Genomic DNA, 23146 nt, shown 5'->3' on the forward strand with positions numbered 1-23146 from the left:
GCCCCACTGAACAGCCCGCCAACAAAGGCTCTCCGCTTAACAAAAGCGGCCCGAAACGCCCCAAAAACGGCCCATCAGGACTGGTGCGCCCCACTTTGGTGCGACATTGACAACCCTTGCCAATTCGGATTGACTCACACCTCAGCTTTCGAATGATTGAAATTTTTAACAATAAAGGTGTTACATCATGTCGGTACCCCAGAGTGCCGTGTCGCTCGAAGAAGCGAGTGAGTTCCTGAAGGAACACCCCGAGGTCCAATTCGTCGACCTCCTTATTGCAGACATGAATGGTGTGGTCCGCGGCAAGCGCATCGAACGCACCAACCTGCCCAAAGTCTATGAGAAAGGCATCAACCTCCCCGCCTCTCTCTTCGCTCTCGACATCACCGGCTCCACGGTAGAAAGCACCGGCCTCGGCCTGGACATTGGCGACGCGGATCGCGTCTGCTTCCCAATCCCCAATACTCTCTCCATGGAACCCTGGCAGAAGCGCCCCACCGCGCAGCTGCTGATGACCATGCACGAGATGGAAGAACGCACGCCGTTCTTCGCCGACCCGCGTGAAGTGCTGCGCCAAGTCGTGCAGAAGTTCACCGACATCGGCCTGACCATCGTCGCGGCCTTCGAGCTGGAGTTCTACCTGATCGACCAGGAGAACGTGAACGGCCGCCCGCAGCCGCCGCGCTCGCCGATTTCCGGCAAGCGTCCGCAATCGGTCCAGGTCTACTCCATCGACGACCTCGACGAGTACGCCGACTGCCTGCAGGACATCATCGACGGCGCCCGCGCCCAGGGCATCCCGGCCGACGCCATCGTCAAGGAAAGCGCCCCGGCCCAGTTCGAAGTCAACATGCACCACGTTGACGACGCCCTGAAGGCCTGCGACTACGCGGTCCTGCTCAAGCGCCTGATCAAGAACGTCGCCTACGACCACGAGATGGACTCGACCTTCATGGCCAAGCCCTACCCGGGTCAGGCTGGCAATGGTCTGCACGTCCACGTCTCGCTGCTCGACAAGGACGGCAAGAACATCTTCACCAGCGAGGATCCCGAGCAGAACGCCGCGTTGCGCCACGCGATCGGCGGTGTGCTGGAGACCCTGCCGGCGTCGATGGCGTTCCTCTGCCCGAACGTCAACTCGTACCGCCGTTTCGGTTCGGCCTTCTTCGTGCCGAACGCACCGAGCTGGGGCCTGGACAACCGTACCGTCGCGCTGCGCGTACCCACCGGCACTCCGGAAGCGGTGCGCCTGGAACACCGCGTCGCCGGTGCCGATGCCAACCCGTACCTGCTGCTCTCGGCGGTACTGGCAGGCATCCACCACGGCCTGACCAATAAGGTCGAGCCGGGCGCGCCGATCGAAGGCAACGCCTACGAGCAGCTGGAACAGAGCCTGCCGAACAACCTGCGCGATGCCCTGCGCGAGCTGGACGACAGCGACGTGATGAACAAGTACATCAGCCCCGAGTACATCGACATCTTCGTCGCGTGCAAGGAGCATGAGATGCAGGAGTTCGAGTATTCGATCTCCGACCTCGAGTACAACTGGTACTTGCACACCGTATAAGTGGTAAACGAAACGCCGGCCCTGTGCCGGCGTTTTCTTGTGCCTCTGGCACATCCGGGGACAGCGACATCGTGACGGCGAGGAGGGGCGCCAGAGCGATCCATGCCGCCGCACCCGCCTGCCCGCGATGCTCCATCCGCCCGCCCGGGCGTCCGTCGCGTCTGCCGTGTCTTTGTTGTCGCGCTATCGAGCGGCGAATGACTGCCGCATCCGCTGATTACGTGGTTCATTCAGGGAGATCGCCAATGCCACGCCTGTACGCTTTGATTCTGATGCTGTTGTGCCCGCTGTCCGCCTGGGCCGACCAGGTCATCCGCGTCTACAACTGGAATGACTACATCGCTCCCGAAGTGCTCAAGGACTTCGAGAAGGACACCGGCATCCGGGTCGAGTACACGACCTACAGCACCGCCGAAGAGGTCAAGAAGGCCCTGGAGAGCGGTGAGAAGATCGATGTCGCGGTACCTTCGCACAACGACCTGCCGGCGCTGATCCGCGACAAGCGCATCCAGGCGCTGGACTTCAGCAAGCTGCCCAACCGCAGCCACCTCGACACCCAGCTGCTGAGCAAGCTGGCCGCCGTGGACCCCAACAACCAGCACGCCGTGCCCTACCTGTGGGGTGCCGTGGGCCTGGCAATCAACGAACCCGAAGCGGAGAAGGCCTACGGCGGCAAGCTGCCCGACAGCTGGAGCGTCATGTTCGACCCGCAGCAGAGCCAGCGCCTGAAGGCCTGCGGCATGAGTCTGCTGGACGCCCCGGACGAAGCCTTCTCCGTGCTGATGAACTACCAGGGTCGCAACTTCGCCCGCAGCGCCCCGTCGCAGATCCGCCGTGCCGGCGAGGTGCTGGCCGAACTGCGCCCGAACCTGCGCTACATCGACAGCGAGCGTTACATCCAGGACCTCAACAGCGGCAAGCTCTGCGTCGCCATGGCCTGGGTCGGCGACGCCCTCGGCGCGGCCAATGCCGGCCAGCCGGTGCGCTTCGTGGTGCCGCAGGAGGGCTCGGTGCTGTTCATCGACAACCTGGTGATCCCCGCCAGCGCCGAACACTCCGACCTCGCACTCAAGTTCATCGACTACCTGATGCAACCCAAGGTCGCCGCGCAGATCACCGCCGCCACCCTGTACCCCAACGGCAACAAGGATTCGGCACAGTTCCTCGACGCCGCCCTGCGCGACCAGCCGGGCCTCTATCCGGACCAGGAGACCAAGCGCCGCCTGTTCGCCCTGGAAACCGCACCGGAGAAGACCGCACCCGTGATCACCGAGGTCTGGGGCAAGCTGCGCGCCGGCGGCAGCTGACTTGCCGAGCGCCCCGGAGCTGGCGTCCAATAGCCGCCCAGCTCCGGAGGTCGTCATGCCCGCACCCTCTCCCACCCGCAAGCCCCGCGCCAGCAGCCAGGCACGCATCAACGTGATCCTCCAGGCTGCCCGCTCCCTGCTGGCCGAGAGCGGCGCGGCGGGCCTGTCGATCTACGCGGTGGCCGAGCGCGCGGAGATCCCACCCTCATCCGTCTACCACTTCTTCCCCAGCGTGCCGGCCCTGCTGCAGGGCCTGACCAGCGACGTTCACGCCGCCTTCCGCGCCTGCCTGGAGCAACCCGTCGACCACGCCGCCCTGCGCGACTGGCGCGACCTCGCACGGCTGGTGGAGCAGCGCACCCTGGCCGTATATGCCGAGGACGCCGCCGCGCGGCAGCTGATCCTCGCCAGCCACGGCCTCGCCGAAGTCACCCAGGCCGACAGCCAGCACGACGTGCAACTGGGCGCGGCGATGCGCCAGCTGTTCGAGCGCCACTTCGAGCTGCCGCCCCTGCCGCAGGACCTCGAGGTCTTCAGCCTGGCCATCGAACTGGGCGACCGCGTCTACGCCCTCTCCGTGCAACGCCACGGGAAAATCACCGAGCGCCTGGCCGAAGAAGGCATGCGGGTGATTGACGCCTACCTCTCGCTGTACCTGCCGCCCTGCCTGCCAAAACGGCCAACGCCCCTTAAATAATCGATTTTTATCCGATAAAAATCCGGATAGCAGGGCGAAATATTTCAATTTCGCACTTCATAAACCGATTTTTATCGGCTATAAACGCTCCTACCTGTGGACGTATCGCCGCGGAGCCTTGCCGAGCGACCTATACTGGCCGCTCGCGGCACTCGACGGCGACGCCCCCTCGAATGACACAACCCATTGCGTAGGATGGGAGGAGCGCAGCGATACCCATCGATAAGTATCCGCGTGCGCCCCATCCTGCGAAGCAACCCTCAAGGACCGCCCCATGACCACGCTGACCAGCACTCCCCGCGCCGATGGCTTCCGCATGCCTGCGGAATGGGAACCCCAGACCCAGACCTGGATGGTCTGGCCCGAGCGTCCGGACAACTGGCGCCTGGGCGGCAAGCCCGCGCAGGCCGCCTTCAGCGCCGTGGCCCGCGCCATCGCCCGCTTCGAGCCGGTGACCGTCGGCGTTTCCGCCGGCCAGTACGAGAACGCCCGCGCGCAGCTGGCCGACGCGGCCAACATCCGCGTGGTGGAGATCAGCAATGACGATGCCTGGGTGCGCGACACCGGCCCGACCTTCGTCATCAACGACCAGGGCGATGTGCGCGGCGTGGACTGGACCTTCAACGCCTGGGGTGGCCTGGAAGGCGGCCTGTACTTCCCCTGGCACCGCGACGACCAGGTGGCGAGCAAGATCCTCGGCATCGAGCGCTGCGACGGCTACCGCACCGAAGGCTTCGTGCTGGAAGGCGGCTCCATCCACGTGGACGGCGAAGGCACCCTGATCACCACCGAGGAATGCCTGCTCAACCACAACCGCAACCCGCACATGAGCCGCGAGGAAATCGAGGCCGTGCTGCGCGAGCACCTGGCCATCGACACCGTGATCTGGCTGCCGGACGGCCTGTTCAACGACGAGACCGACGGCCACGTCGACAACTTCTGCTGCTACGTGCGCCCCGGCGAAGTACTGCTGGCCTGGACCGACGACGTCAACGATCCGAACTACGAGCGCTGCCAGGCCGCCATGCGCGTGCTGGAAACCGCCCGTGACGCCAAGGGCCGCCAGCTGACCGTGCACAAGATCGTCATCCCCGGCCCGATCCATGCCACCGAAGCCGAGTGCGAAGGCATCGACCTGGTGATCGGCACCCAGCCGCGCGATCCGTCGATCCGCCTGGCCGGCTCCTACGTCAACTTCCTGATCGTCAACGGCGGCATCATCGCCCCGCGCTTCGACGACCCGGCGGACGCCGAAGCCGAGGCGACCCTCAAGCGCATCTTCCCCGAGCACGAGATCGTCATGGTGCCCGGCCGGGAGATTCTCCTGGGTGGCGGCAACATCCACTGCATCACCCAGCAGCAGCCGGCGCCGCAAAAGCGCTGATTCGCTGAAGCGAGTAAAAAGGCCGTCGCCCCGGAAGGAGCGACGGCCTTTTCATGTTGCGGAGGGAAACCCTGCAGGGTTACAGCAGCGGAATGCTGTAGCTGACGATCAGGCGGTTCTCGTCCTGGTCGCGCTGCGTGGCGGAACCCGGCGTGGCCGACGCCGGCAGACCACTGCGCAGGGACGCGTTCTTCCAGGCGAAGCCCAGGTTCTTCAGCGGACCGTCCTGGATGGTGTAGCCCAGGCTGATGTCGCGCTCCCACTCGGTCTTGTCACCGTAGGCGGTATCGATGTTGTCGCCGCGCAGGTAGATGGTCTGGAAGTTCAGGCCCGGCAGGCCCAGCGCCGCGAAGTCATAGCCGTATCGAACCTGCCAGGTGCGCTCGCCGGCATGCTGGAACTTGCCGATCTGCACATCGGTACTCAGGTAGGAAGAAGCCCCGTCGCCGTCGTTGATGAACGGGAAGTCACTGTCGCCCTTGAGCACCTGGTGCCCGGCACTGATGCTGTGACCCTTGATGGTATAGGTGAACAGGCCGCTGAACGCCTGGTTGTCGACCTTGCCACGGGTCAGGCCGTTACCGTAGTAGCCGGTGGTGTAGTAGGACGGGTCGTGGCTGCCGTTCTTGCCGTCGCTGCTGCTGTGGAAGTAGCGCAGGTCGCTCTTGAGCACACCCTCGCCGATCTCCCAGTTGTGCTGGAGACCGAGGAAGTGCTGCTTGTAGAAGTCCTTCAGGTTGCCGTAGTAGTACTGCAGCGTGGTGTCCTTGCCCAGCTTGTAGTCGGCACCGCCGTAGTAGAACTTGTTGGTGTACTGGGCGTACTGCGACTTGCCGCCGGCATTCGCCCCGGCGATCGACAGCCCCTGGTCGGAGTTGCTCGAGTTGCGCCCCTTCATGTGCTCCAGCTGGCCGGCGACGAAGGTCAGGTCCTTGAACTCGTTGGAAGTGACCTGGCCGCCACTGAAGGTCTGCGGCAGCAGGCGACCGTCGTTGTAGGTCACCACCGGCAGCTTGGGCTGCAACGTGCCGTAGCGCAATTCGGTCTGCGAGACCTTGGCCTTGCCGGTCAGCCCCAGGCTGGCGAAGTCGTCCACCGCGCGGCCATGGCTGTCAGTGGGGAAGGCTATGCCACCCAGGTTGCTGCTGTCCGGGTTGTAGTGCTTGCCCTTGCCACTGTCGAGCTTGACGCCCAGCAGGCCCAGCGCATCGACGCCGAAACCGACAGTGCCCTGGGTGAAGCCGGAGGCGTAGTTGAGCAGGAAGCCCTGCCCCCACTCCTCTTGTTTGCTCGGCGCCGCCGAGCCGTTGCGGTTGTCCTGGTTGATGTAGAAGTTGCGCAGGCCGAGGCTGGCCTTGCTGTCTTCGATGAAGCCGTCGGCCAGGGCGACCTGGGCCAGGCCGGCGGCAGCGATGGCCACGGCCAGGCCCGAATGTTTGAGTTTGCGGCAATGCATAGCGGTTCCCCATGACAGGTTCGTGAGTGCGTCATCGGGCCAGCGGCACAGGGCGCCCGGCAGGGATGACGGCAATGTTGGTCACGACGACCATGGGAAGGAGTGACGGAGAGGAACCCGACGGGGCGATCTACGCCGCCTTGTCATTGCGGCGCCGGCCGGGTCCTCGTCCAGCGAGATGCTCCCGAGCGACGCGCATTTCACTCACCCTCACCGGAAAGCCTGCTCGAGGCTTCTCCCACCGGTCCGCGCGACCGGCGCCACGATAAGTGCATGGCTCCGGCGTGCAGGGCGGATAGGCCAGCGGCAAGAGGTCTGTTGCGCAATCTTTGACCAGCCTCACGCTTGGCTTTCCGGCAGGGCACGACATGCCATGGAAGTGAATAGGAAGTCTCCGATTGCTGGCGGAAGAACACCGAGCGAGGGCCGGAATTTTCAACCGAAATGGCACTCCGGTTGCGCATCCAGGCACAACGAAAAAGCCGCCGCCTCCTGCGAGGACGGCGGCTTCTTTTCAGCCGGGGAAATTACAGCAGCGGGATGGTGTAGCTGACGATCAGGCGGTTCTCGTCCTGGTCGCGCTGGGTCGGAGTGCCCGGATTGCCAGCGGAAGCGGCTGGCAGGCCACTGCGCAGCGCCGCGTTCTTCCAGGTGAAGCCCAGGCCCTTGAAGGTGCCGTCCGGGATCACGTAGGCCAGGGAGATGTCACGCTCCCACTCGCTCTTGTCGCCCTGGGCGGTGTCGATGTTGTCGCCGCGCAGATAGAGCGTCTGGAAGGTCAGGCCCGGCAGACCGGCCTGGGCGAAGTCGTAGGCGTAGCGAACCTGCCAGGTGCGCTCGCCGGCGCGCAGGAACTTGCCGATCTGTACGTCGGTGATCAGGTAGGCCGTGGCGCCGTCGCCGTTGTTGATGAACGGGAAGTCGCTGTTGCCGCTGAGCTGCTGGTAGCCCGCGCCGAAGCTGTGGCCGCTGACGGTGTAGGTGAACAGGCCGCTCCAGGCGCGGTTGTCGACTTCACCCTTGAGGGTGTTGCCGCCGTAGTAACCGCTGGTGTAGTAGCTCGAGTCGTGGCCGTTCTTGCCGTCGTCGCTGCTGTGGAAGTAGCGCAGGTCGCTCTTCAGCACGCCCGGGCCGATGGCCCAGTTGTGTTGCAGACCGAGGAAGTGCTGTTTGTAGAAGTCCTGCAGGTTGCCGTAGTAGTACTGCAGCGTCAGGTCCTTGGTCAGCTTGTAGTCGGCGCCGCCGTAGTAGAACTTGTTGACGAACTTGCCGGTCTGGGCGTTGTTGGCGCCAGCGATCGACAGGCCTTCGTTGTTGCTCGAGTTACGGCCCTTGGCATGCTCCAGTTGGCCGCCGAGCAGGGTCAGGTCCTTGAACTCGTTGGAGGTGACCTGGCCGCCCTCGAAGGTCTGCGGCAGCAGGCGACCGTCGTTGTAGGTCACGACCGGCAGCTTGGGCAGCAGGGTGCCGTATTGCAGCAGGGTGTTGGACACCTTCACCTTGCCGGTGGCGCCCAGGTGGGCAAAGTCATCCACGGCACGGCCGTCGCCATCGGTGGGGAACACGGTGCCAGCGTAGTTGGTGCTGTTCGGGTTGTAGTGGGTGCCCTTGCCGCTGTCCAGGCGCACGCCCAGCAGGCCCAGGGCATCGACGCCGAAACCGACGGTGCCTTCGGTGAAGCCGGAGGTGTAGTTGAGCAGGAAGCCCTGGCCCCATTCTTCCTGCTTGCTCGGCTCGGCGGTGCCGTTGCGGTTGTCGGTATTGATGTAGAAGTTGCGCAGGGTCAGGTTGGCCTTGCTGTCTTCGATGAACCCACCGGCAACGGCGGATTGCGCGAGGCCTGCGGCAGCGATGGCGAGCGCGAGGCTCGATGGCGTGAGAGTGCGGCGTTTCATTGGAATTTCCCCATTTTATTGATCTTGGAAAGCAGGCCATTCAAGACGACCACTGACTCCAGCGGAGCCGACCGAACGGCCAAGCAGCGGCCATGGCGTGTCAGGCACGCTCGGCATGCAGTAATTCGGTGGTGTATCGGCGCTCCCCTAAACGGGGATCGAGCGCAGGCAAGCAGGCGGGAGGGCAGCAGCAGAATGGAATGGCATGGATCGGATCTCGTGTCTTGTTGTTGTGGCGATGCGCTGGGCATGCCCCAGTGGCTAGGCAATCCCCAGGCCAACCGGCCTTATCTGCCTGACACCCCGCCATTCCGACACTCGGAACGATCTGCAAGCAATTTCCTTCAGAAAAAGTCAGCGGAAAACCGCCACGAGCTCCCCACTCGCTGGCGGATAACCGCCACCCCCTTCGCTGTCACTCAGCGCTGGGGGCCACGATAAAAGAAGCTCGATAAAGCAAAAAAGAATTAATTATTACTATGTAAGTTCTTTTAGGAATATATGGTAGCACGCTGGATGTCAGACGCCGCCTCCCTGAGGAGGTACCTAGTTCGTATGAAAAGGCTGACAGGTAAGAAACTGCGCCGGGGCTCGGCCTGCGCTGCCGAATGCCGGGCAAAAAAAACCCGCCGGCGCTGCAACGCCGGCGGGTTCGGGGCCCTGTGCTAGGGGAAGGCCCCAAAGGAGAGCGGTGGAGTGGAGTCCACCAAGGAGTGGTGCGTCCCTGCACCCGATGGCGGCGATAATGGCCACCATCCGGCGCGGAGTCGATTCCAGCGATCCACCCGCCGCCGTGGGAAAATTCCCGATTACAGCGGGCAGTGCTGAAGCGTGCAGGCCACGATCAGTTGCCGCCGACCGCGGCGCTGGTGCCGATGAAGTTGGCCGACGGCAGCAGCTGGCTGATGAAGCGGTTCCAACGGGTGATGTTGGCTGGTCCGATGAACACCACGTCCTGCGGCTGCATGGCGAATTCCTTGGCCAGGGCATAGGCCGTCGGGCGCTTGGCTTCCAGGTGGAAGACCTGCGCCTGGAAGGTACCCGGCGCAGTGCCGGCGACTGGTTCCGGGTTGCCACGGATCACGTAGACCGAGTCGCCATCGGAGGTTTCCGGAGCCAGGCCGCCGGCATTGCCGAGTACTTCCAGCAGTGAAAGGCCGGTGGTGCGATAGGTGACCACTTGCGGGCGCTCCACCTCGCCGACCACATAGACTTTCTTGCGGTCGTTGTAGGGCAGGTGGATCTGGTCACCCTTCTTCAGGTAGATGCCGCTCAGGGTCGAACCGGAGCGGTTCAGCGCGTCGACGTCGAGCACGTATTCGCGGCCATCACGCTTGAGCGTCAGCCCGGAAAGGTCCGCTTCACCGGTAATCACACCGGCCTTGCTGACTGCCTGCACCAGGGTGGTGGGCGTGTTGTTCAGCTCGACCTGGCCGCCATTCTGGAAGGCGCCGGAAAGCACTACGAACTGGCTCGCATAGCGCAACACGGTGACGTCCACCTGCGGGTCGACTATGCCCTTGTTCGCCAGCCGCCGGGCCAGGCTCGAGCGCAATTGCGCCGGGGTCTGCCCTTCGGCCCGCACCACGCCGGCGTAAGGGAAGAAGATGTTGCCGTCGGCGCCGACCACGCGGCCGTTGGCTTCCATCTGCTGGGTCGAGCCGGGGCTGGTCAGTTCCGGGTGATCCCAGACGGTCACCAGCAGCACGTCGCCGCCGCCGATCACGTAGTCCTCCTGGGGCGGACGGTAGTTGAGCAACTCCGCAGGTACGCCGGGCCTGGCGGCGAACGCGGCCTCCTGGCGTTGCAGCACCTGGGGCGTGATGGGCACGAGGGTGATGTTCATTCCCTCCTTCTGTGCCTCGCGTTGGATATCGGAATCCGTCATGTGCTGACCGGGGGAGAACACGCAGCCTTGTAGCGCCAGACTGCCGACTACAAAGCTGAAAGCGAGCAGGTTTTTCATGGCAATCCTTCCTTGAAGCTTGTGTGAAAACTCAATAGGCATTGCGGTGTACGAAACCCTTGAACAGGGTCAGCAGGACGATCTTCAGGTCCCACCAGACGGACCAGTTCTCGATGTAGTCCAGGTCGAACTCGATGCGCTTCTGCATCTTCTCCAGGGTGTCTGTTTCGCCACGCCAGCCGTTCACCTGGGCCCAGCCGGTGATGCCTGGCTTGACCTTGTGACGCAGCATGTAACGGCTGACCTGACGCCGGTATTGCTCGTTGTGCGCCACGGCGTGGGGGCGTGGGCCGACCACGGACATGTCGCCGAGCAAGACGTTGAAGAACTGTGGCAATTCATCCAGCGAGGTGCGCCGCAAAAAGGCGCCCAGCGGGGTGATGCGGCAATCGTTGCGCGAGGCCTGGATGACGGCGTCGCCGTCTTCCATCACCGTCATGCTGCGGAATTTCCAGACGCGGATGGGCCGGCCATCCATGCCGTAGCGGGTCTGGCGGAACAGCACCGGCCCGCGCGAGGTGAGCTTCACGGCAATCGCGATCAGCAGCATGGGCACGGCGATCAGCAGCAGGATCAGCGAGGCCAGCACCACGTCCTCGATGCGCTTGAGCACGGCGTTGGGGCCGTCCATGGGCGTATCGAAGATGCTGATGGTGGCCAGCCCGTTGATGCTTTCGCTGCGCGCGTGCAGCAGGTCGAACATGAACAGGTCGGGGATCAGGTAGACCGACACCGTGGTGTCGGACAGTTCGCGGATCAGCTCGTTGAGCAGCGGCTCGCGGGACAGCGGCAGGGTCAGGTAGACCTTGTCGATCTGCCCGGAACGGGCGGCCTCGATCAGCGCCAGGCGATCGCCTTTCACCGGCACCCGTTCGCCCAGCTCCATCTGCCGCGGGCGGTCGTCGTAGAAGCCGATCAGGCGCAGGCCCATCCAGGGCGCGGCGAGGATGGTCTCGGCCAGCCTTGCGCCGACTTCGCCGGTGCCGTAGATGGCCACGTTGCGGCTGTTGAAGCCGTGGCGGCGGGCGACGCGCAGCAGCATGCGGATGGCCAGGCGGTAGCCGCCCATGATCAGCAGCGCCACGGCGAACCAGCCCAGTCGCCGGGGTTCTTCCAGCTCCACGTGGCGCAGGGAGATATCCAGCAGCAGCACGGCGAAGAACGCCAGCGACCAGTAGAGGGTGACGCTCAGTGACTCGCGCAGCAGCGACTCGCCGCGCCACGACCCGTAGAGCTGGTTCAACTCGCCGAGCCAGTGGAACAGCATCACGCAGAGCAGCACCGAGACCCAGAGTTGAGCGTCCAGCACGCCGCTGCCGGCGCTGAGCAGTACGACTCCGGTGAGCACGATCACCAGGATGTCGCTCAAACGGTGCGCCAGCGAGATCAGCGACTGGTGCGCACGCAGGATTCCTTTCGTCTTGTTGGGCATGATGACCTCACGACTGCCGGCGCCGCTCCTGGCGCCGCTGCATCGCAGTCCGTTATCGGGCGCAGCGCCGGCCAGCCTTCCTCGGGCTCGCCGGGTGCGGGTTCACTACCGCTTGTCCAGCAGCAGTTGCTGCAGGTAGCGGCCATAGCCGGTCTTGCTCAGGCGTTCGGCCTGCAGCGCCAGCAGCGTCTCGCTGAGCCAGCCCTGCTGGAAGGCGATTTCCTCCAGGCAGGCGACCTTCAGTCCCTGGCGCTCCTCGATGGTCTGCACGAAATGGCCGGCTTCCATCAGCGACTCGTGGGTGCCGGTGTCCAGCCAGGCGAACCCACGGCCGAGCAGGCTCACGTGCAGTTCGCCCAGCTCCAGGTAAAGGTTGTTGATGTCGGTGATTTCCAGCTCGCCGCGGGCCGAGGGGCGGATTCGGCGGGCCATTTCCACCACTCGGTTGTCGTAGAAATACAAGCCGGTGACGGCGTAGTTCGAGCGCGGAACGCGGGGCTTTTCCTCGATGGAAAGCACGCGGCCGTTGGCATCGAACTCGACCACGCCAAAGCGTGCGGGATCGGCCACCTGATAGCCGAACACGGTGGCGCCACGGGTGCGTGCGGCGGCCTCGCGCAGGGTTTCGGTGAAGCCCTGGCCGTAGAAGATGTTGTCGCCCAGCACCAGGCACACCGAGTCGTCGCCGATGAACCGGGCACCGATCAGGAAGGCCTGCGCCAGGCCATCGGGCGAGGGCTGCACGGCGTATTCCAGATGCACCCCGAACTGTTCGCCGTCACCCAGCAGCGCGCGGAAGTTCGGCAGGTCGGTGGGCGTGCAGATGAGCAGGATGTCGTCGATGCCGGCGAGCATCAGCACCGACAGCGGGTAGTAGATCATCGGCTTGTCGTAGATCGGCAGCAGCTGCTTGGATACGCCCAGGGTGATGGGATGCAGTCGCGTGCCGGAGCCTCCGGCGAGGATGATGCCCTTCATGATCTGCCTCCTTGCTTGGCGATCTGTTTGGCGTCGAAACGCGCCGGGTAGTCCGAGCGCTCCATCAGAAAGCTGTCGATCAGGCTGGAGAGCCTCAGTGCGGAGATATCCCAGGAGTAACGCAGCACGTTCTCCTGCCCCAGCCGGCGCAGGTCCGCGCGCAACTTGTGGTCGAGCAGCACGCGGCGCAGGGCCTTGGCCATGCCCGGCGGATCCAGTGGGTCGAAATACAGCACCGAGTTGCCCAGCACCTCGGGGATAGAGGCGCTGCTGGCGGCCACCACCGGGCAGCCGCAGGCCTGCGCTTCGAGCGGCGGAATGCCGAAGCCTTCGTACAGTGACGGGAAGGCAAAAACGGCGGCGTTGCGGTACTGCTCGATCAGTTGGTCATCGTCCAGCCGGCCCAGCCAGCGCACGCGGTCGCCCTGCCCGCTCTGCTGCATTTGCGCGTCGACGAAGCTGCGGTTGGCGGCGCCAACGATGCGCAGCTCCACATCGAGGTCGTCGAGCAGGCGGAAGGCTTCGATCAGCCGGGCGAAGTTCTTGTGCGCGGCTGGCGAGGACACCGCCAGCACGTAGGGACGCTCGAGCAACGTCGGCTCCAGGCCGGTGCAGAACTCGGCGGACACCGCATTGGCGATCACGTGGATGCCCTGGGGGTCGATGCCGTAGTGCGTGGCGATCTCCTGGCGGGAGAACTCGCTGACCGTCACCTGCGCCAGCGAGCGGCGCAGCATCAGCGGGATCATCACGCGGTACAGCGCGCGGAACTTCCAGGAGAAGCTTTGCGGATGGCGCACGTAGGTGATGTCGTGGTGCGTCACCAGCTGTTTCGAATAGGCCAGCGGCGCCGTGCTGCACAGCGAAACCAGCAGCGGCCGGCCGTGACGGGCCAGCCACAGCGGCAGGTCGACCTGCTCCCAGAGGTGCCCGCTGCGCTGGCCGATCTGCTCGACGTTCAGCTGGTGGGCGATGTCCGGGCGGAGGATTTCACCGGGTGGCGCGACGAAACGCAGGTCGCTGCGCAGCCGTGCCAGCGACAGCGAGATCTGCTCGGCGAAGCGCTGGACACCGCTCACCTCCTGGGTGAGGAAACGCGCATTGATGATGATCATGACGGGTTCTCCGCGCAGGAATCAGCGCAACGACAGTTGCGGGGCCGACGCACTGCGCACCAGGGTGGGCGAGGCGTCGATGCGGATATCGGCCTGGCAGTCACCACCGCCTGCGGGGCACTGCCAGGGCACCGGCCGGCCGTCGCGGCGGGCTATTCCCTCGACGGCGTCCAGGCGCCAGAGGGTGTCGCTGCTGCCGGGCTTGCTGGTGATATTCAGGGTCTGCTCGTGGCCCAGGGTCCAGGCCACCAGGATTTCCTCGCTGGCCTTGGCGAAGCGCAGCAGGTAGACGTTCGGGTCCTCGTTCGGCACGCGGCCGACGAAGCGGTAGCGGCCGATGATGTCGGCGATGCTGGCCATTGCGTGGTAGGCGGGCTTGGGCTGGCCACTGGCGGTGAGCAGGCCGAAGTTGTGCTCCATGTCCGTGCGGTCGATGCCGTCATCCACCAGGTCGTACCACCAGGCGCCCTTCACGTTCGGCAGGCTGCGCACAAGCACATAGGCGCGAGCCAGGTAGGCGGCCTGGCGTTCGCGGCTGATGCCGCAATCGCCTTCGTGGGCCGGCCAGCTGAACTCGGTGAAGTACAGCGGGACCGGTTTGCCGGCAGCGGTTTCCAGCTTCCGGTTCACGCCCTGGAACCAGTTCAGCCAGCCTTCGGGAGTGGACATCTCGCCCTCGCAGTACACCGAGGGGTGCAGCGAGATGCCGTCGACGACATCCAGAGCGCCGCCCGCAACGAGGCGCTCGGCGAAGCCCTGGCGGATGCCCTTGAGGGTGACGGCGCCGGCGAGCACCCTGGCCTGCGGGTCTTCCTCGCGGATCACCTTGGCGGCCGCGCGCACCAGGGTCAGGTAGTCGTCGCTGAAGTCCTTGTCGGTGGCGTTTTCCGAGTCCCACTCGTTCCACACTTCGTAGAAGGCGACCTGTCCCTTGAAGCTGCGCGCCACGTAGCGCACGTAACGCAGGTAGCCCTCGCGGGAGGCATCGTCGCGCGGCTTGGCGTTGCCGTAGAACTGGTTCTCGTTGCCCAGGATCAGCAACGTATCTATCCCCAAGCTGCGGGTGCTGCGCAGTTGTGCGCGCCAGGCGGCGTCGATGGACAGGACGCCGCGCTCGCGTTCGACGCTGGACCAGTAGGCATCGTCGCGGAACGACAGGATGCCGGCCTCGCGGGCCAGGCGATTGATGCCGTCGCGGTTGCCCGCGCGGATATTCTGGTGGGTGCTGGCGCCGACGATGAATTCCGCCGGGCCGAGGTTCTCCACCGGCGCTTCCTTGGCCATTCCGGGCGGCGATTGCAGCACGCCGCCGAGCAGTAGCGCACAGGCCAGCAGGCTGAGCATGCCGCCTTGCAGGCGCAGGGTGCGCGGCGCCGGTTGCGGCGCGGTCTCGCCCGGCAGGCGCAGGGCGCGGCCGATGGCCAGACCGAGGAACAGGCTGGGGATCGGCGACTCGAGCACGTCGCTGGTCCAGCCGATGAGCAGGATGCAGTAGGCGATGCCGAGCAGCGCGCGGGCTTCGCGGCCAGGTTGGCGCTGCAGGCGCATCAGCATCGGCACCGCCAGCAGGTAGAGCGCAACCCCGGCCACGCCGAACAGGCACCAGAGGTAGAGCAGCGAGTTGTCCGCCACCGCCAGTTGCTCGACGCCGAAGATCGGGAAGGCTGCGTAGGCGCTGCCGGTCATGCCCAGCCCGGCGCCGGTGTAGATCCAGCCGTTGTAGTCCATCACCTTGATCAGGTTCGGCCAGGTGTTGACCAGGCGATCCACCATCGAACCCATCAGATTATCCCCGGTGGCGCTGGCCAGGTACGGGTCGACATGCGAATACAGGCCGTACAGCGGCAGCAGCAACGCACCGAGTACCACCAGCAGCGAGGCGATCAGGAACAGCAGGCGCTGGCGGCTGATGCTCATCACCATCAGGGCGAAGAAGAAGGCGCCGGCGGAAGACTTGTTGGTGGTGAGCACTATGCCCACCAGCGCGATCAGGTAGATCAGCCCGCGCACCGGCAACGCCAGGCGGAACGAGCCCAGGTACAGGCTGAAGATCGCCAGCATCATCGCCAGGCTCGAGGACATCCGCGAGAAACCGGCGATGCGGTCCAGGCCGTAGGCGCTCCAGGAGCGGTTGCCGCTGATCTCGACGCCGCCCATGGAGTAGGTGTAGCCCTTCCACGGCACGTTGATGGTCAGGTCCAGGGCGATGCCCAGCAGGGATGCGATCAGGCAGAAGAAGATGAACCAGCCCAGCGCCTTGCGGTGCATTTCCAGGTAGGGGCCGCAGAGCAGGCCGAACAGCAGTGGCGCGTAGATGAAAACCGAGAAGAAGCCACTCTTGAACTCGGCGCCATGCAGCCGGCCGAGCAGCAGCGAGGCCGCTGCGAGGATCAGCAGCAACCACAGGCCACGTTGCTGCGGGCGGGTGAACAATTCCCAGGCCACCGCGACGACGCAGGCCACCTTGGGCAGGTAGACGATGGCCGATAGGCCGGCCTGGTCGGTATAGAAGCGCAACGCGCCATTGAAGGTTTCCACCAGCAGCAACGCCACCAGCACCCCGAGCGCCAGCAGGGAGCGATCGAAGGTCACCCGGCGGTCGAGCTCAAAGCGTGGATACGGGGATTGCATTTCCATGCTGGACTCCGCGGGTATGCAGGGTGTGGCGAAGGATGGTTTCGTACTCGTCGAGCATCCGTTGCACGCTGAGCATCGGCGCCACGACGTCATGGGCGCGCCCGGCCAGGCGCAGGCGCAGCGCCGGGTCCTGCACCAGGCGGGCAATGGCATCGCCCAGCGAGGCGCTCTGCTCCGGCGAGCAGAGCAGGCCGTTGATTTCGTCCTGGACGATTTCGCTCAGGCCGCCCATGCGCGAGGCGATTACCGGCAGGTGATGGGCGCAGGCTTCCAGCGCCACCAGGCCGAAGGATTCCGGCGACAGGCTGGGCACCACCGCGACGTCGATCTCGCCGAAGAACTCGGCCGCCTTGCGATAGCCGACAAAGTGCACGCGCTGCGGGTCGGCAAGGCTCTTGAGCTGGTTCACGTAGTCCGGGTCGCCACGGCCGGCGATCAGTAGCGAGGCATCCTCGCCGCGCGCCTGGAACTGCTCGATCAACCATTCCACGCCCTTGTTCGGCGTCAGCGCGCCGATGAAGCCGAAGCGCAGCGGACGATGCCCGGTGGCTGATGGTGCAATGGGCGCATCCACCATCGGAGTACCGTTGTAGACGACATGGGCTTGGCTGCCGGTGAAATACCCGGCTTCGAGCAGCGCATTGAGCTGGTAGCGACTGACACCGACTACTGCATCGACCTCGCGCGAGGCCGCCGCATGGGATCGCCGCAGCAGCGCGCAGGGGGCGCATTGCTGCTCGCAGTGGCGGCCTTTGTGGAAGCGCACGCCGCGCGGGCAGGTCAGGTACTGGTCGTGGAGGATCTGCACGATGGGCAGGCCGGCGGCGTGGATCGCATCCCACGCGGAGATCGACCAGCCCGACAGGTTGTGGCAGACCACCACGTCCGGTTCGACTTCACGCAGCACCTTGGCCAGCACGTTGCGCATGCCGGCGTTGTAGCGGTCCAGCGCATGCCAGGCGAGGCGCTTCAGCGCGCCGTAGCGCTTGCCGTCGAATGGCCAATAAAGGTTGCGCACGCCAGCGCGCAGCACCGCAATACCGTCCAGCGTCTCACGCTGCAAACCGGCCTCCGGCCCGGTGCAGAGCACCCGGACCTCATGGCCGCGAGCGCGCAGGCCCTCGGCCATGTGTTGCAGCATGACTTCCGTCCCGCCCCCGATGTGCGGGGCGTAGAGGGTGTTGAGCAGCAGCACTCTCATAGTGGGTAGGTCCGGTTCATGCCCAGTGCGCCGGCCTCGCCATCGCGGATCGCCTGCAGCAGCAGGGCCAGGCGGCTTTCGCGCTGATGGCGGCGGGCGAAGAAGTGCAGCAGACGGATGAACACCCAGCGGTTGAAGCGGTACATCAGCGGCGAGGTGACCCACAGGTTCTTGTCGAACCAGGCCTGGTTGCGCGCGGCGTAGTAGGCACGCAGGTCGGAGCTGCCGAGCAGGTAGGTCTCGTAGATGTTGGAAGTGCGCGCCTTGATGTTCCAGGAGTTCTCCAGGTCGTCCAGTCCCGCCTCGGGCACCAGGTAGAGGTGGCCACCCAGGGCGCCGATGCGGAAGGTGTACTCGGTGTCGTCGGCGTAGAGCACCAGGTCGCGGCGTGGCAGGCCGATGCGGCGGAACAGGTCGGCATGCCCGAGCAGGCCGCCGTAATAGGCGAACGGCAGCTCCAGCAGCGGCTGCACGGGGCGCGGCTTCGGCCTGCCCCAGGGCGTGCGTCGCCAGAGCTTGTAGGGCAGCTGGCGGACGTGGAATCCGAAGTAGCTGGAGCGCGGCGGCGCGATGAAGCGGGTCGGCACGCCGGAGACGACATCGGCCTGGTGGGTGGGGCGAAAGCCCAGCACGGCAGTGTTGTCGGCGCCGTGGCGCAAGGCGCAATCGATCAGGCGCTGCTTGAGGAGCGGGAACGATCCCGGCGTCGGCGCGTTGTCGTCATCCATCAGCCAGATGAAGTCGCAGCCGGTATTCAGCGCAGCTTCGATGCCCACCGCGTAGCCGTTGGCCGAGCCGGTGTTGCTGTCCAGTTCGATGACCTGCACGCGGTTGGGCCAGAGTCGGAACAACTGGTCCAGCTCCGCCACCGAGGCATTGCTGACGACGATGGCGCGGGTGATTTCCGGCTCGCGGAAGGCGCGGGCCAGCAGTTCTTCCAGGTATTGCAGGCGATCGCCATAGGTCAGCGTCACCAGCACGGTCGATCCAGTCATCTCGCCACTCCTCCTTGTACTTGGCCCTGTGAACGCCTGGTGCCTCAGGCGCGCCAGCCTTCATTGCCGCCCACTGCCGAGAGCTGGCTGAGCGGGACCCGGATGCGTTGTTCGCGTTGCAGCAGGTTGAGCAGGATCAGCGCACGCTCGGCGCCGTCGTCGCAGAGGAAGATGGCCTCCACCTCGCATTCGCCAGCGCACTTCACGCGCACCACCTGGCCCTGGTGGAAGCCACTGGATGGCCGTTCGGGCATCGCCGCCAGGCGCAGGCGGATGCCCTCCACCAACTCGTCACCCACCGCCAGCGGCTGCGCGCCGAAGCTGACGATGCGCGCCACGCCGCGGGTGGAGCGGATCGGGAACCAGTTGTCGTGCTGCTGATCGAGGCGGATGAACAGGTAGCCGGGAAACAGCGGTTGCGACCGGCTGCCCTGCTTGACCATCGGGCGATAGCAGGAGAAGCCCTGGCGGCCGAGGTTCTGCTCGGCGCGCAGTTCCTGGTGCGGCTTGGTCTGGATCAGGTACCAGCGGTACTGCGCGGCATCTACGGCGGAAACGGCACTCATGACTCGTACTCCCCAAGCAGATCCGACGAGGGAGCGGGCCGCTCCAGCGTGTAGCGGCCCAGCAGCCGCTGCATCTCGTCCGGTGGGTTGAACATCAGCACGTCGATGATCGACAGGCTCGGGACGAAATCCGGGCTGAACTGCGGGTAGCTCAGCTCGTCCATGCGCAGGAACTGCAGGTCCACCCCGTGGGCCTGGAACACCGCGGGCGAATACAGGTGACGGCCGCCTTCGGGATTGAGGTAGACGTCGCCGCCCGCCTGCTTCACCGCTTCGATCAGGCGCTGGTCGCGGCCGATATCCTCGGCCAGGTCCAGCTCGGAGACCCGCGCCATGGGCGTGTCGATGCCCAGGTAGTGGCAGATGCGGCGGATCGAATGCTCGGCGAAGTGCGACAGGTTGCGCTCGGGGTGTTCGAGAATCTCCTCCAGCAGCGGCATCACCTGCCCGTAGCAGGGGGCGCGGTGGTACGCATGGCGGATGGTGTGCAGCAGACGCTGGTTGGAGAGGCGCATTTCCACGCTCAGCCTTCGCTCGTTGATCGCCTGGGTCTGCGAACCCTGTTCCAGGGGGAAGCTGAACTGCCAGATCTTCCCGCCGACCAGCAGGCGATTGCGATTGATCCAGCCGCGCCGGGTGTACTGCAGGCTGTCGCCGAGAATGAACAGACTGCTCGCGGCGATCAGCTGGAAGTACCCCAGGTAGGGGAACAAGTACGGCTGCATGAGGCTGACGATATGAACCATGGCTGCATCCCTTCCCTAGATTTCCTGCTCAGTCCTTGGCGTCGTAGCGGTAGGCGTACGCGCCGTAGTCGTACGCCGCGGTCGAGGCCTTGCGCTTCACGCCATTGAGGATCGCGCCCTGCAGGTGGATGCCGCTCTGCCCCAGGCGCCGGCGGGCGGTGTCGATCTCGCTCGCCGGGCTCTGGCCGAAACGCGTCACCAGCAGGCTGATGCCGCACAGCCGGCCGACCAGGGCGGCGTCGGTCACCGCCAGCACCGGCGGGGTGTCGACTATCACCAGGTCGTACATCGCTGAGGCATCGCGCAGCAGCTGGGCGAAGTTGTCGTGCATCAGCAGCTCGGACGGGTTGGGCGCGGCGAAGCCGCAGGAGATGAAGTCCAGCTCCGGCACCTCGGTGGGCAGGATCACTTCGCTGAGCGGGCGGTGCGAACTCAGCGCATCGGACAGGCCATGGCGCGGCGTCAGCCCGAACACGCGGTGCAGGTAGCCCTTGCGCATGTCGGCGTCGATCAGCAGGGTCCGCAGGCCCGTTTGCGCAACGATGGCCGCCAGGTTGCTGGAGATGAACGACTTGCCGGCGCCCGGCGCCGGGCTGGTGAGCATCACCACGTTGTTGCGCGCTTCGAGCAGGGCGAAATGCAGGTTGGTGCGCAGGCTGCGGATCGCCTCGTTGGCCAGGTCGCCCGGGGCGGATGCGGCCAGCAGCTTGGGCGTGTGGCCGAGGATGTCGCCCTTGCGCTCCTTCTCCAGGCGCTCCTGTTGCCGCGAGTAGGGAACCGCGGCAAGTACCGAGAGGCCCAGCTGTTCGATCGCCTCGGGGTTCTCCACGCCACGGTAGAAGGCCTGGCGCAGGAACAGGATGCCCAGCGCGACGCAGAAGCCGAGCAGGGTGGCGAGCAGCACGATGACCTTGCGCATGGGCTTGGCCGGTTGCTCGACGTTGGCCTGGGCGGTGTCGATCACCCGCACGTTGCCGATGGTGCCGGCGCGGATGATGTCCTGCTCCTGGGCCTTGTTCAGCAGGCTGGTGTAGGTCTGCCGGGTGACCTGCATGTCACGGGACAGGCGCAGCAGTTCCTGCTGGGTGGCCGGCAGGGTCTGGATGCGTTTCTGCAGTTGCGCCTTGCGGTCCTCCAGGCTGCCCATCTGCTTGTTCAGCGCCTGGTACAGCGGGTGCGACGGCGTGTAGAGGCGGTCGTACTCGGCGCGCTTGAGCCTGAGTTCGGAGAGCTGGTTGTCGATCCCCACCACCTGGTCCAGCACGCCGCGCGTCTCGACGCTGATGTCGGCGGACTTGGCGGTGGTCTGGTAGGCGTTGTAGGCGGCTTCGGCCTTCTCCAGGTCCATGCGCACCACCGGCAGTTGCGAGCGGAGGAACTGCAGGCGCTGCGAAGCTTCGGCGGAACTGCGCTCGACGTTCTGCAGCACATAGAGATGGCTGATCTTGTCGAGAATGCGGTCGGCCTGTTGCGGGTTGGGGTCCTCCAGGGTCATGTAGATGATCCCGGAGTCCTTGCCGGCCTCGGCCACCTTGAGCAGCTTCTGGTAGTTCAGGGTGGTGGTCAGCAGGCGGTTCTTCGCCACGATGAACTCGGTGCCAGGGCGCGCCACCAGCTCGTCGACCTCGATGCTGAAGCCGTTATCCATCACCGGCTTCTTCAGCTCGCCACGCAGGATCAACTGGTCGTCGGCGTTGAGCAGGTGATAGGCGTCACCACCATCGGCCACCAGGGTCAGCGGCTCGCCCAAATATTCCTCCGGCACGTCGAGGGAGAACACCTTGATCTGCTCGCCACCCCAGCCGTAGGCGCCCATGCCCAGCCATGGCGCGGCCAGCGTCTGCCCGGCCTCGGGCTTGTAGTGCCGCGCCAGGTAGTCACCGATCAGCGGCATGCGCCTGGGCTTGGCGATGATGTCGAGCTTCAGCAGCTCGACCGCCCTGCCCAGCACGGCGCGGGATTTCAGCAGTTCGATCTCGGTGGCGGCGATCGACACCGAGTCGGGGCGATTGATCACCTCCGGCGTGCCGTTCAGGCCGTTCTTCTTCTGCTCGATCTGGATCATCGCGCCGGAGACGTAGATCGGCGTGGCGACCACCGCATAGAAGAGCCCGAGCACCGCGAACAGCCCGGTGACGGCAATGATCATCTTCTTGTGATCGAACAGCAGGCGCAGCAGGCCGGCAACGTCGATGCGGGTGTCCTGGAGCGTTTCCAGGGACGAGCGGGGCATGACACTCATGGACTTCCATCCTCCATTGAGGTGGCGCGGCTCAGCGCGCCTGAATCGGGTTCAGCCGCTTGAGCAGGTTGGCGCCGTGGTTGCCGATCAACATCAGGAAGGCCTGCACCTTGCGCATGGGCGAGACGGCCGCCATGGACAGCCGGCAGACCTGCATCAGGAAGTACTCGTTGAGTTCCTGATTGCCCAGGCGCTGGTAGTAGCGCGACAGGCAGTAATAGGTGTGCAGGGTCATCTGCTGCTGCACGCGATCGGCCTGCATGGAGAAGATCCCGCCCTTGTGCACGCGGTAGGCGGCGGGGCGGATTTCCTCGATGAACCTGCCCTTGCCGAAGGCGCCCAGCAGCGACCACCAGCACAGGTCGACCATGCGCGTGGTGCGCAGCTCCTCGGGCATCTCGGTGAGAACGTTGCGAAAGCAGGTGGTCAGCGTGGAGATCGGCCGGGCCTTCTGCAGGTCCAGGCGGCTGGCATCGCGGCGGTACTTGCCGGTGAGCTGCCGAGGCTTGATCACGCCGTCTTCGTTGTAGGTGTAGGCGTCGTGGTAGGTGATCACGTAGTCCGGGTTGTTCTCCAGGAAGTCGACCTGGATCTGCAGCTTGCGCGGGTCGGTCCAGAAATCGTCGCCCTCGCAGTAGGCGATGTAGCGGCCACGGCACTTGCGGAACACCGGCAGGCCATGGGAGACACCCTTGGAGTACTGGTTTTCCTTGTGGAAGATCGGCTTGATGATGTGCGGGTAGCGCGCCGCGTAGTCGGCGATCAGCTCGCTGGTGCCGTCGTTGGAGGCGTCATCGTTGACCAGCACTTCGAAGCGGAAATCGGTGACCTGCTCGAGGAAGCTGTCCAGCGTGCGGCCGATGTAGTTCACCTGGTTGTAGGCCAGGCAGACGATGCTCAGCAGGGGCTTCGGGTCTTCCGGCCAGTTGGAAAGGATCTGCAGCTCGGAGCGGATATCCATG

Annotated in this window: 17 protein-coding genes; 4 read left to right on the forward strand and 13 right to left on the reverse strand. The window is 65.1% G+C overall.

Annotation, left to right across the window (positions count from 1 at the left end; translation table 11 throughout):
* Positions 1-187 precede the first annotated feature (187 nt).
* From MJ122_RS21140 to aguA, 4 genes are all read left to right on the forward strand, one after another.
* Complete coding sequence (locus tag MJ122_RS21140; RefSeq protein WP_017520803.1) at positions 188-1567, forward strand: glutamine synthetase family protein; 1380 nt, start codon at positions 188-190, stop codon at positions 1565-1567.
* Positions 1568-1812: 245 nt separating this feature from the next.
* Entirely contained in the window at positions 1813-2874 is a 1062-nt protein-coding gene (locus tag MJ122_RS21145) for a polyamine ABC transporter substrate-binding protein (protein WP_239745933.1), read from the forward strand.
* A gap of 55 nt (positions 2875-2929) precedes the next feature.
* Positions 2930-3571 carry a TetR/AcrR family transcriptional regulator gene (locus tag MJ122_RS21150; RefSeq protein ID WP_239745934.1) on the forward strand — a complete coding sequence of 214 codons (642 nt, stop codon included), beginning with the start codon at positions 2930-2932 and terminating at the stop codon, positions 3569-3571.
* A gap of 274 nt (positions 3572-3845) precedes the next feature.
* Complete coding sequence (aguA, locus tag MJ122_RS21155) at positions 3846-4955, forward strand: agmatine deiminase (RefSeq protein ID WP_088420020.1); 1110 nt, start codon at positions 3846-3848, stop codon at positions 4953-4955.
* A 79-nt stretch (positions 4956-5034) separates the two neighbouring features.
* Here aguA and MJ122_RS21160 read toward each other — a convergent pair whose 3' ends face one another.
* From MJ122_RS21160 to MJ122_RS21220, 13 genes are all read right to left on the reverse strand, one after another.
* Entirely contained in the window at positions 5035-6411 is a 1377-nt protein-coding gene (locus MJ122_RS21160) for an OprD family porin (RefSeq protein WP_239745935.1), read from the reverse strand.
* Positions 6412-6938: 527 nt separating this feature from the next.
* Positions 6939-8306, reverse strand: a complete 1368-nt coding sequence (locus tag MJ122_RS21165; protein WP_239745936.1) for an OprD family porin — start codon at positions 8304-8306, stop codon at positions 6939-6941.
* Positions 8307-9150: 844 nt separating this feature from the next.
* Positions 9151-10272, reverse strand: a complete 1122-nt coding sequence (locus MJ122_RS21170) for a polysaccharide biosynthesis/export family protein (RefSeq protein WP_088420014.1) — start codon at positions 10270-10272, stop codon at positions 9151-9153.
* Positions 10273-10303: 31 nt separating this feature from the next.
* Positions 10304-11704 carry an undecaprenyl-phosphate glucose phosphotransferase gene (locus MJ122_RS21175; RefSeq protein ID WP_239745937.1) on the reverse strand — a complete coding sequence of 467 codons (1401 nt, stop codon included), beginning with the start codon at positions 11702-11704 and terminating at the stop codon, positions 10304-10306.
* A gap of 105 nt (positions 11705-11809) precedes the next feature.
* On the reverse strand, positions 11810-12682 hold the full coding sequence (gene rfbA / locus MJ122_RS21180; RefSeq protein WP_088420011.1) for a glucose-1-phosphate thymidylyltransferase RfbA: 873 nt from the start codon (positions 12680-12682) through the stop codon (positions 11810-11812).
* Complete coding sequence (locus tag MJ122_RS21185) at positions 12679-13797, reverse strand: glycosyltransferase family 1 protein (protein WP_239745938.1); 1119 nt, start codon at positions 13795-13797, stop codon at positions 12679-12681. The genes rfbA and MJ122_RS21185 overlap by 4 nt, the downstream gene beginning before the upstream one ends.
* Positions 13798-13818: 21 nt before the next feature.
* Positions 13819-16434, reverse strand: coding sequence for a hypothetical protein (locus MJ122_RS21190; RefSeq protein ID WP_239745939.1), 2616 nt, complete (start codon positions 16432-16434; stop codon positions 13819-13821).
* Positions 16403-17635, reverse strand: coding sequence for a glycosyltransferase family 4 protein (locus tag MJ122_RS21195; RefSeq protein WP_239745940.1), 1233 nt, complete (start codon positions 17633-17635; stop codon positions 16403-16405). The genes MJ122_RS21190 and MJ122_RS21195 overlap by 32 nt, the downstream gene beginning before the upstream one ends.
* Complete coding sequence (locus tag MJ122_RS21200) at positions 17632-18630, reverse strand: glycosyltransferase (RefSeq protein WP_239745941.1); 999 nt, start codon at positions 18628-18630, stop codon at positions 17632-17634. The genes MJ122_RS21195 and MJ122_RS21200 overlap by 4 nt, the downstream gene beginning before the upstream one ends.
* Positions 18631-18674: 44 nt before the next feature.
* On the reverse strand, positions 18675-19196 hold the full coding sequence (gene rfaH, locus MJ122_RS21205; protein WP_088420001.1) for a transcription/translation regulatory transformer protein RfaH: 522 nt from the start codon (positions 19194-19196) through the stop codon (positions 18675-18677).
* Positions 19193-19942 (reverse strand): WbqC family protein, encoded by a 750-nt coding sequence (locus tag MJ122_RS21210; RefSeq protein WP_239745942.1) that lies wholly within the window; start codon positions 19940-19942, stop codon positions 19193-19195. The genes rfaH and MJ122_RS21210 overlap by 4 nt, the downstream gene beginning before the upstream one ends.
* Positions 19943-19970: 28 nt before the next feature.
* Positions 19971-22184, reverse strand: a complete 2214-nt coding sequence (locus tag MJ122_RS21215; RefSeq protein WP_239745943.1) for a polysaccharide biosynthesis tyrosine autokinase — start codon at positions 22182-22184, stop codon at positions 19971-19973.
* 31 nt (positions 22185-22215) lie between these two features.
* Entirely contained in the window at positions 22216-23145 is a 930-nt protein-coding gene (locus MJ122_RS21220; protein ID WP_088419995.1) for a glycosyltransferase, read from the reverse strand.
* Between the last annotated feature and the right edge of the window lies 1 nt (position 23146).

This window comes from Pseudomonas sp. DP-17 (assembly GCF_022380625.1).
In the GTDB taxonomy this organism is placed as follows: Bacteria; Pseudomonadota; Gammaproteobacteria; order Pseudomonadales; family Pseudomonadaceae; genus Pseudomonas; species Pseudomonas nitroreducens_A.

Bases quoted from the DNA above. Each gene is read 5' to 3' on its own strand.
- MJ122_RS21140 (WP_017520803.1), top strand. From the start codon at position 188: ATGTCGGTACCCCAGAGTGCCGTGTCGCTCGAAGAAGCGAGTGAGTTC.
- MJ122_RS21145 (WP_239745933.1), top strand. From the start codon at position 1,813: ATGCCACGCCTGTACGCTTTGATTCTGATGCTGTTGTGCCCGCTGTCC.
- MJ122_RS21150 (WP_239745934.1), top strand. From the start codon at position 2,930: ATGCCCGCACCCTCTCCCACCCGCAAGCCCCGCGCCAGCAGCCAGGCA.
- aguA (WP_088420020.1), top strand. From the start codon at position 3,846: ATGACCACGCTGACCAGCACTCCCCGCGCCGATGGCTTCCGCATGCCT.
- MJ122_RS21160 (WP_239745935.1), bottom strand. From the start codon at position 6,411: ATGCATTGCCGCAAACTCAAACATTCGGGCCTGGCCGTGGCCATCGCT.
- MJ122_RS21165 (WP_239745936.1), bottom strand. From the start codon at position 8,306: ATGAAACGCCGCACTCTCACGCCATCGAGCCTCGCGCTCGCCATCGCT.
- MJ122_RS21170 (WP_088420014.1), bottom strand. From the start codon at position 10,272: ATGAAAAACCTGCTCGCTTTCAGCTTTGTAGTCGGCAGTCTGGCGCTA.
- MJ122_RS21175 (WP_239745937.1), bottom strand. From the start codon at position 11,704: ATGCCCAACAAGACGAAAGGAATCCTGCGTGCGCACCAGTCGCTGATC.
- rfbA (WP_088420011.1), bottom strand. From the start codon at position 12,682: ATGAAGGGCATCATCCTCGCCGGAGGCTCCGGCACGCGACTGCATCCC.
- MJ122_RS21185 (WP_239745938.1), bottom strand. From the start codon at position 13,797: ATGATCATCATCAATGCGCGTTTCCTCACCCAGGAGGTGAGCGGTGTC.
- MJ122_RS21190 (WP_239745939.1), bottom strand. From the start codon at position 16,434: ATGGAAATGCAATCCCCGTATCCACGCTTTGAGCTCGACCGCCGGGTG.
- MJ122_RS21195 (WP_239745940.1), bottom strand. From the start codon at position 17,635: ATGAGAGTGCTGCTGCTCAACACCCTCTACGCCCCGCACATCGGGGGC.
- MJ122_RS21200 (WP_239745941.1), bottom strand. From the start codon at position 18,630: ATGACTGGATCGACCGTGCTGGTGACGCTGACCTATGGCGATCGCCTG.
- rfaH (WP_088420001.1), bottom strand. From the start codon at position 19,196: ATGAGTGCCGTTTCCGCCGTAGATGCCGCGCAGTACCGCTGGTACCTG.
- MJ122_RS21210 (WP_239745942.1), bottom strand. From the start codon at position 19,942: ATGGTTCATATCGTCAGCCTCATGCAGCCGTACTTGTTCCCCTACCTG.
- MJ122_RS21215 (WP_239745943.1), bottom strand. From the start codon at position 22,184: ATGAGTGTCATGCCCCGCTCGTCCCTGGAAACGCTCCAGGACACCCGC.
- MJ122_RS21220 (WP_088419995.1), bottom strand. From the start codon at position 23,145: ATGGATATCCGCTCCGAGCTGCAGATCCTTTCCAACTGGCCGGAAGAC.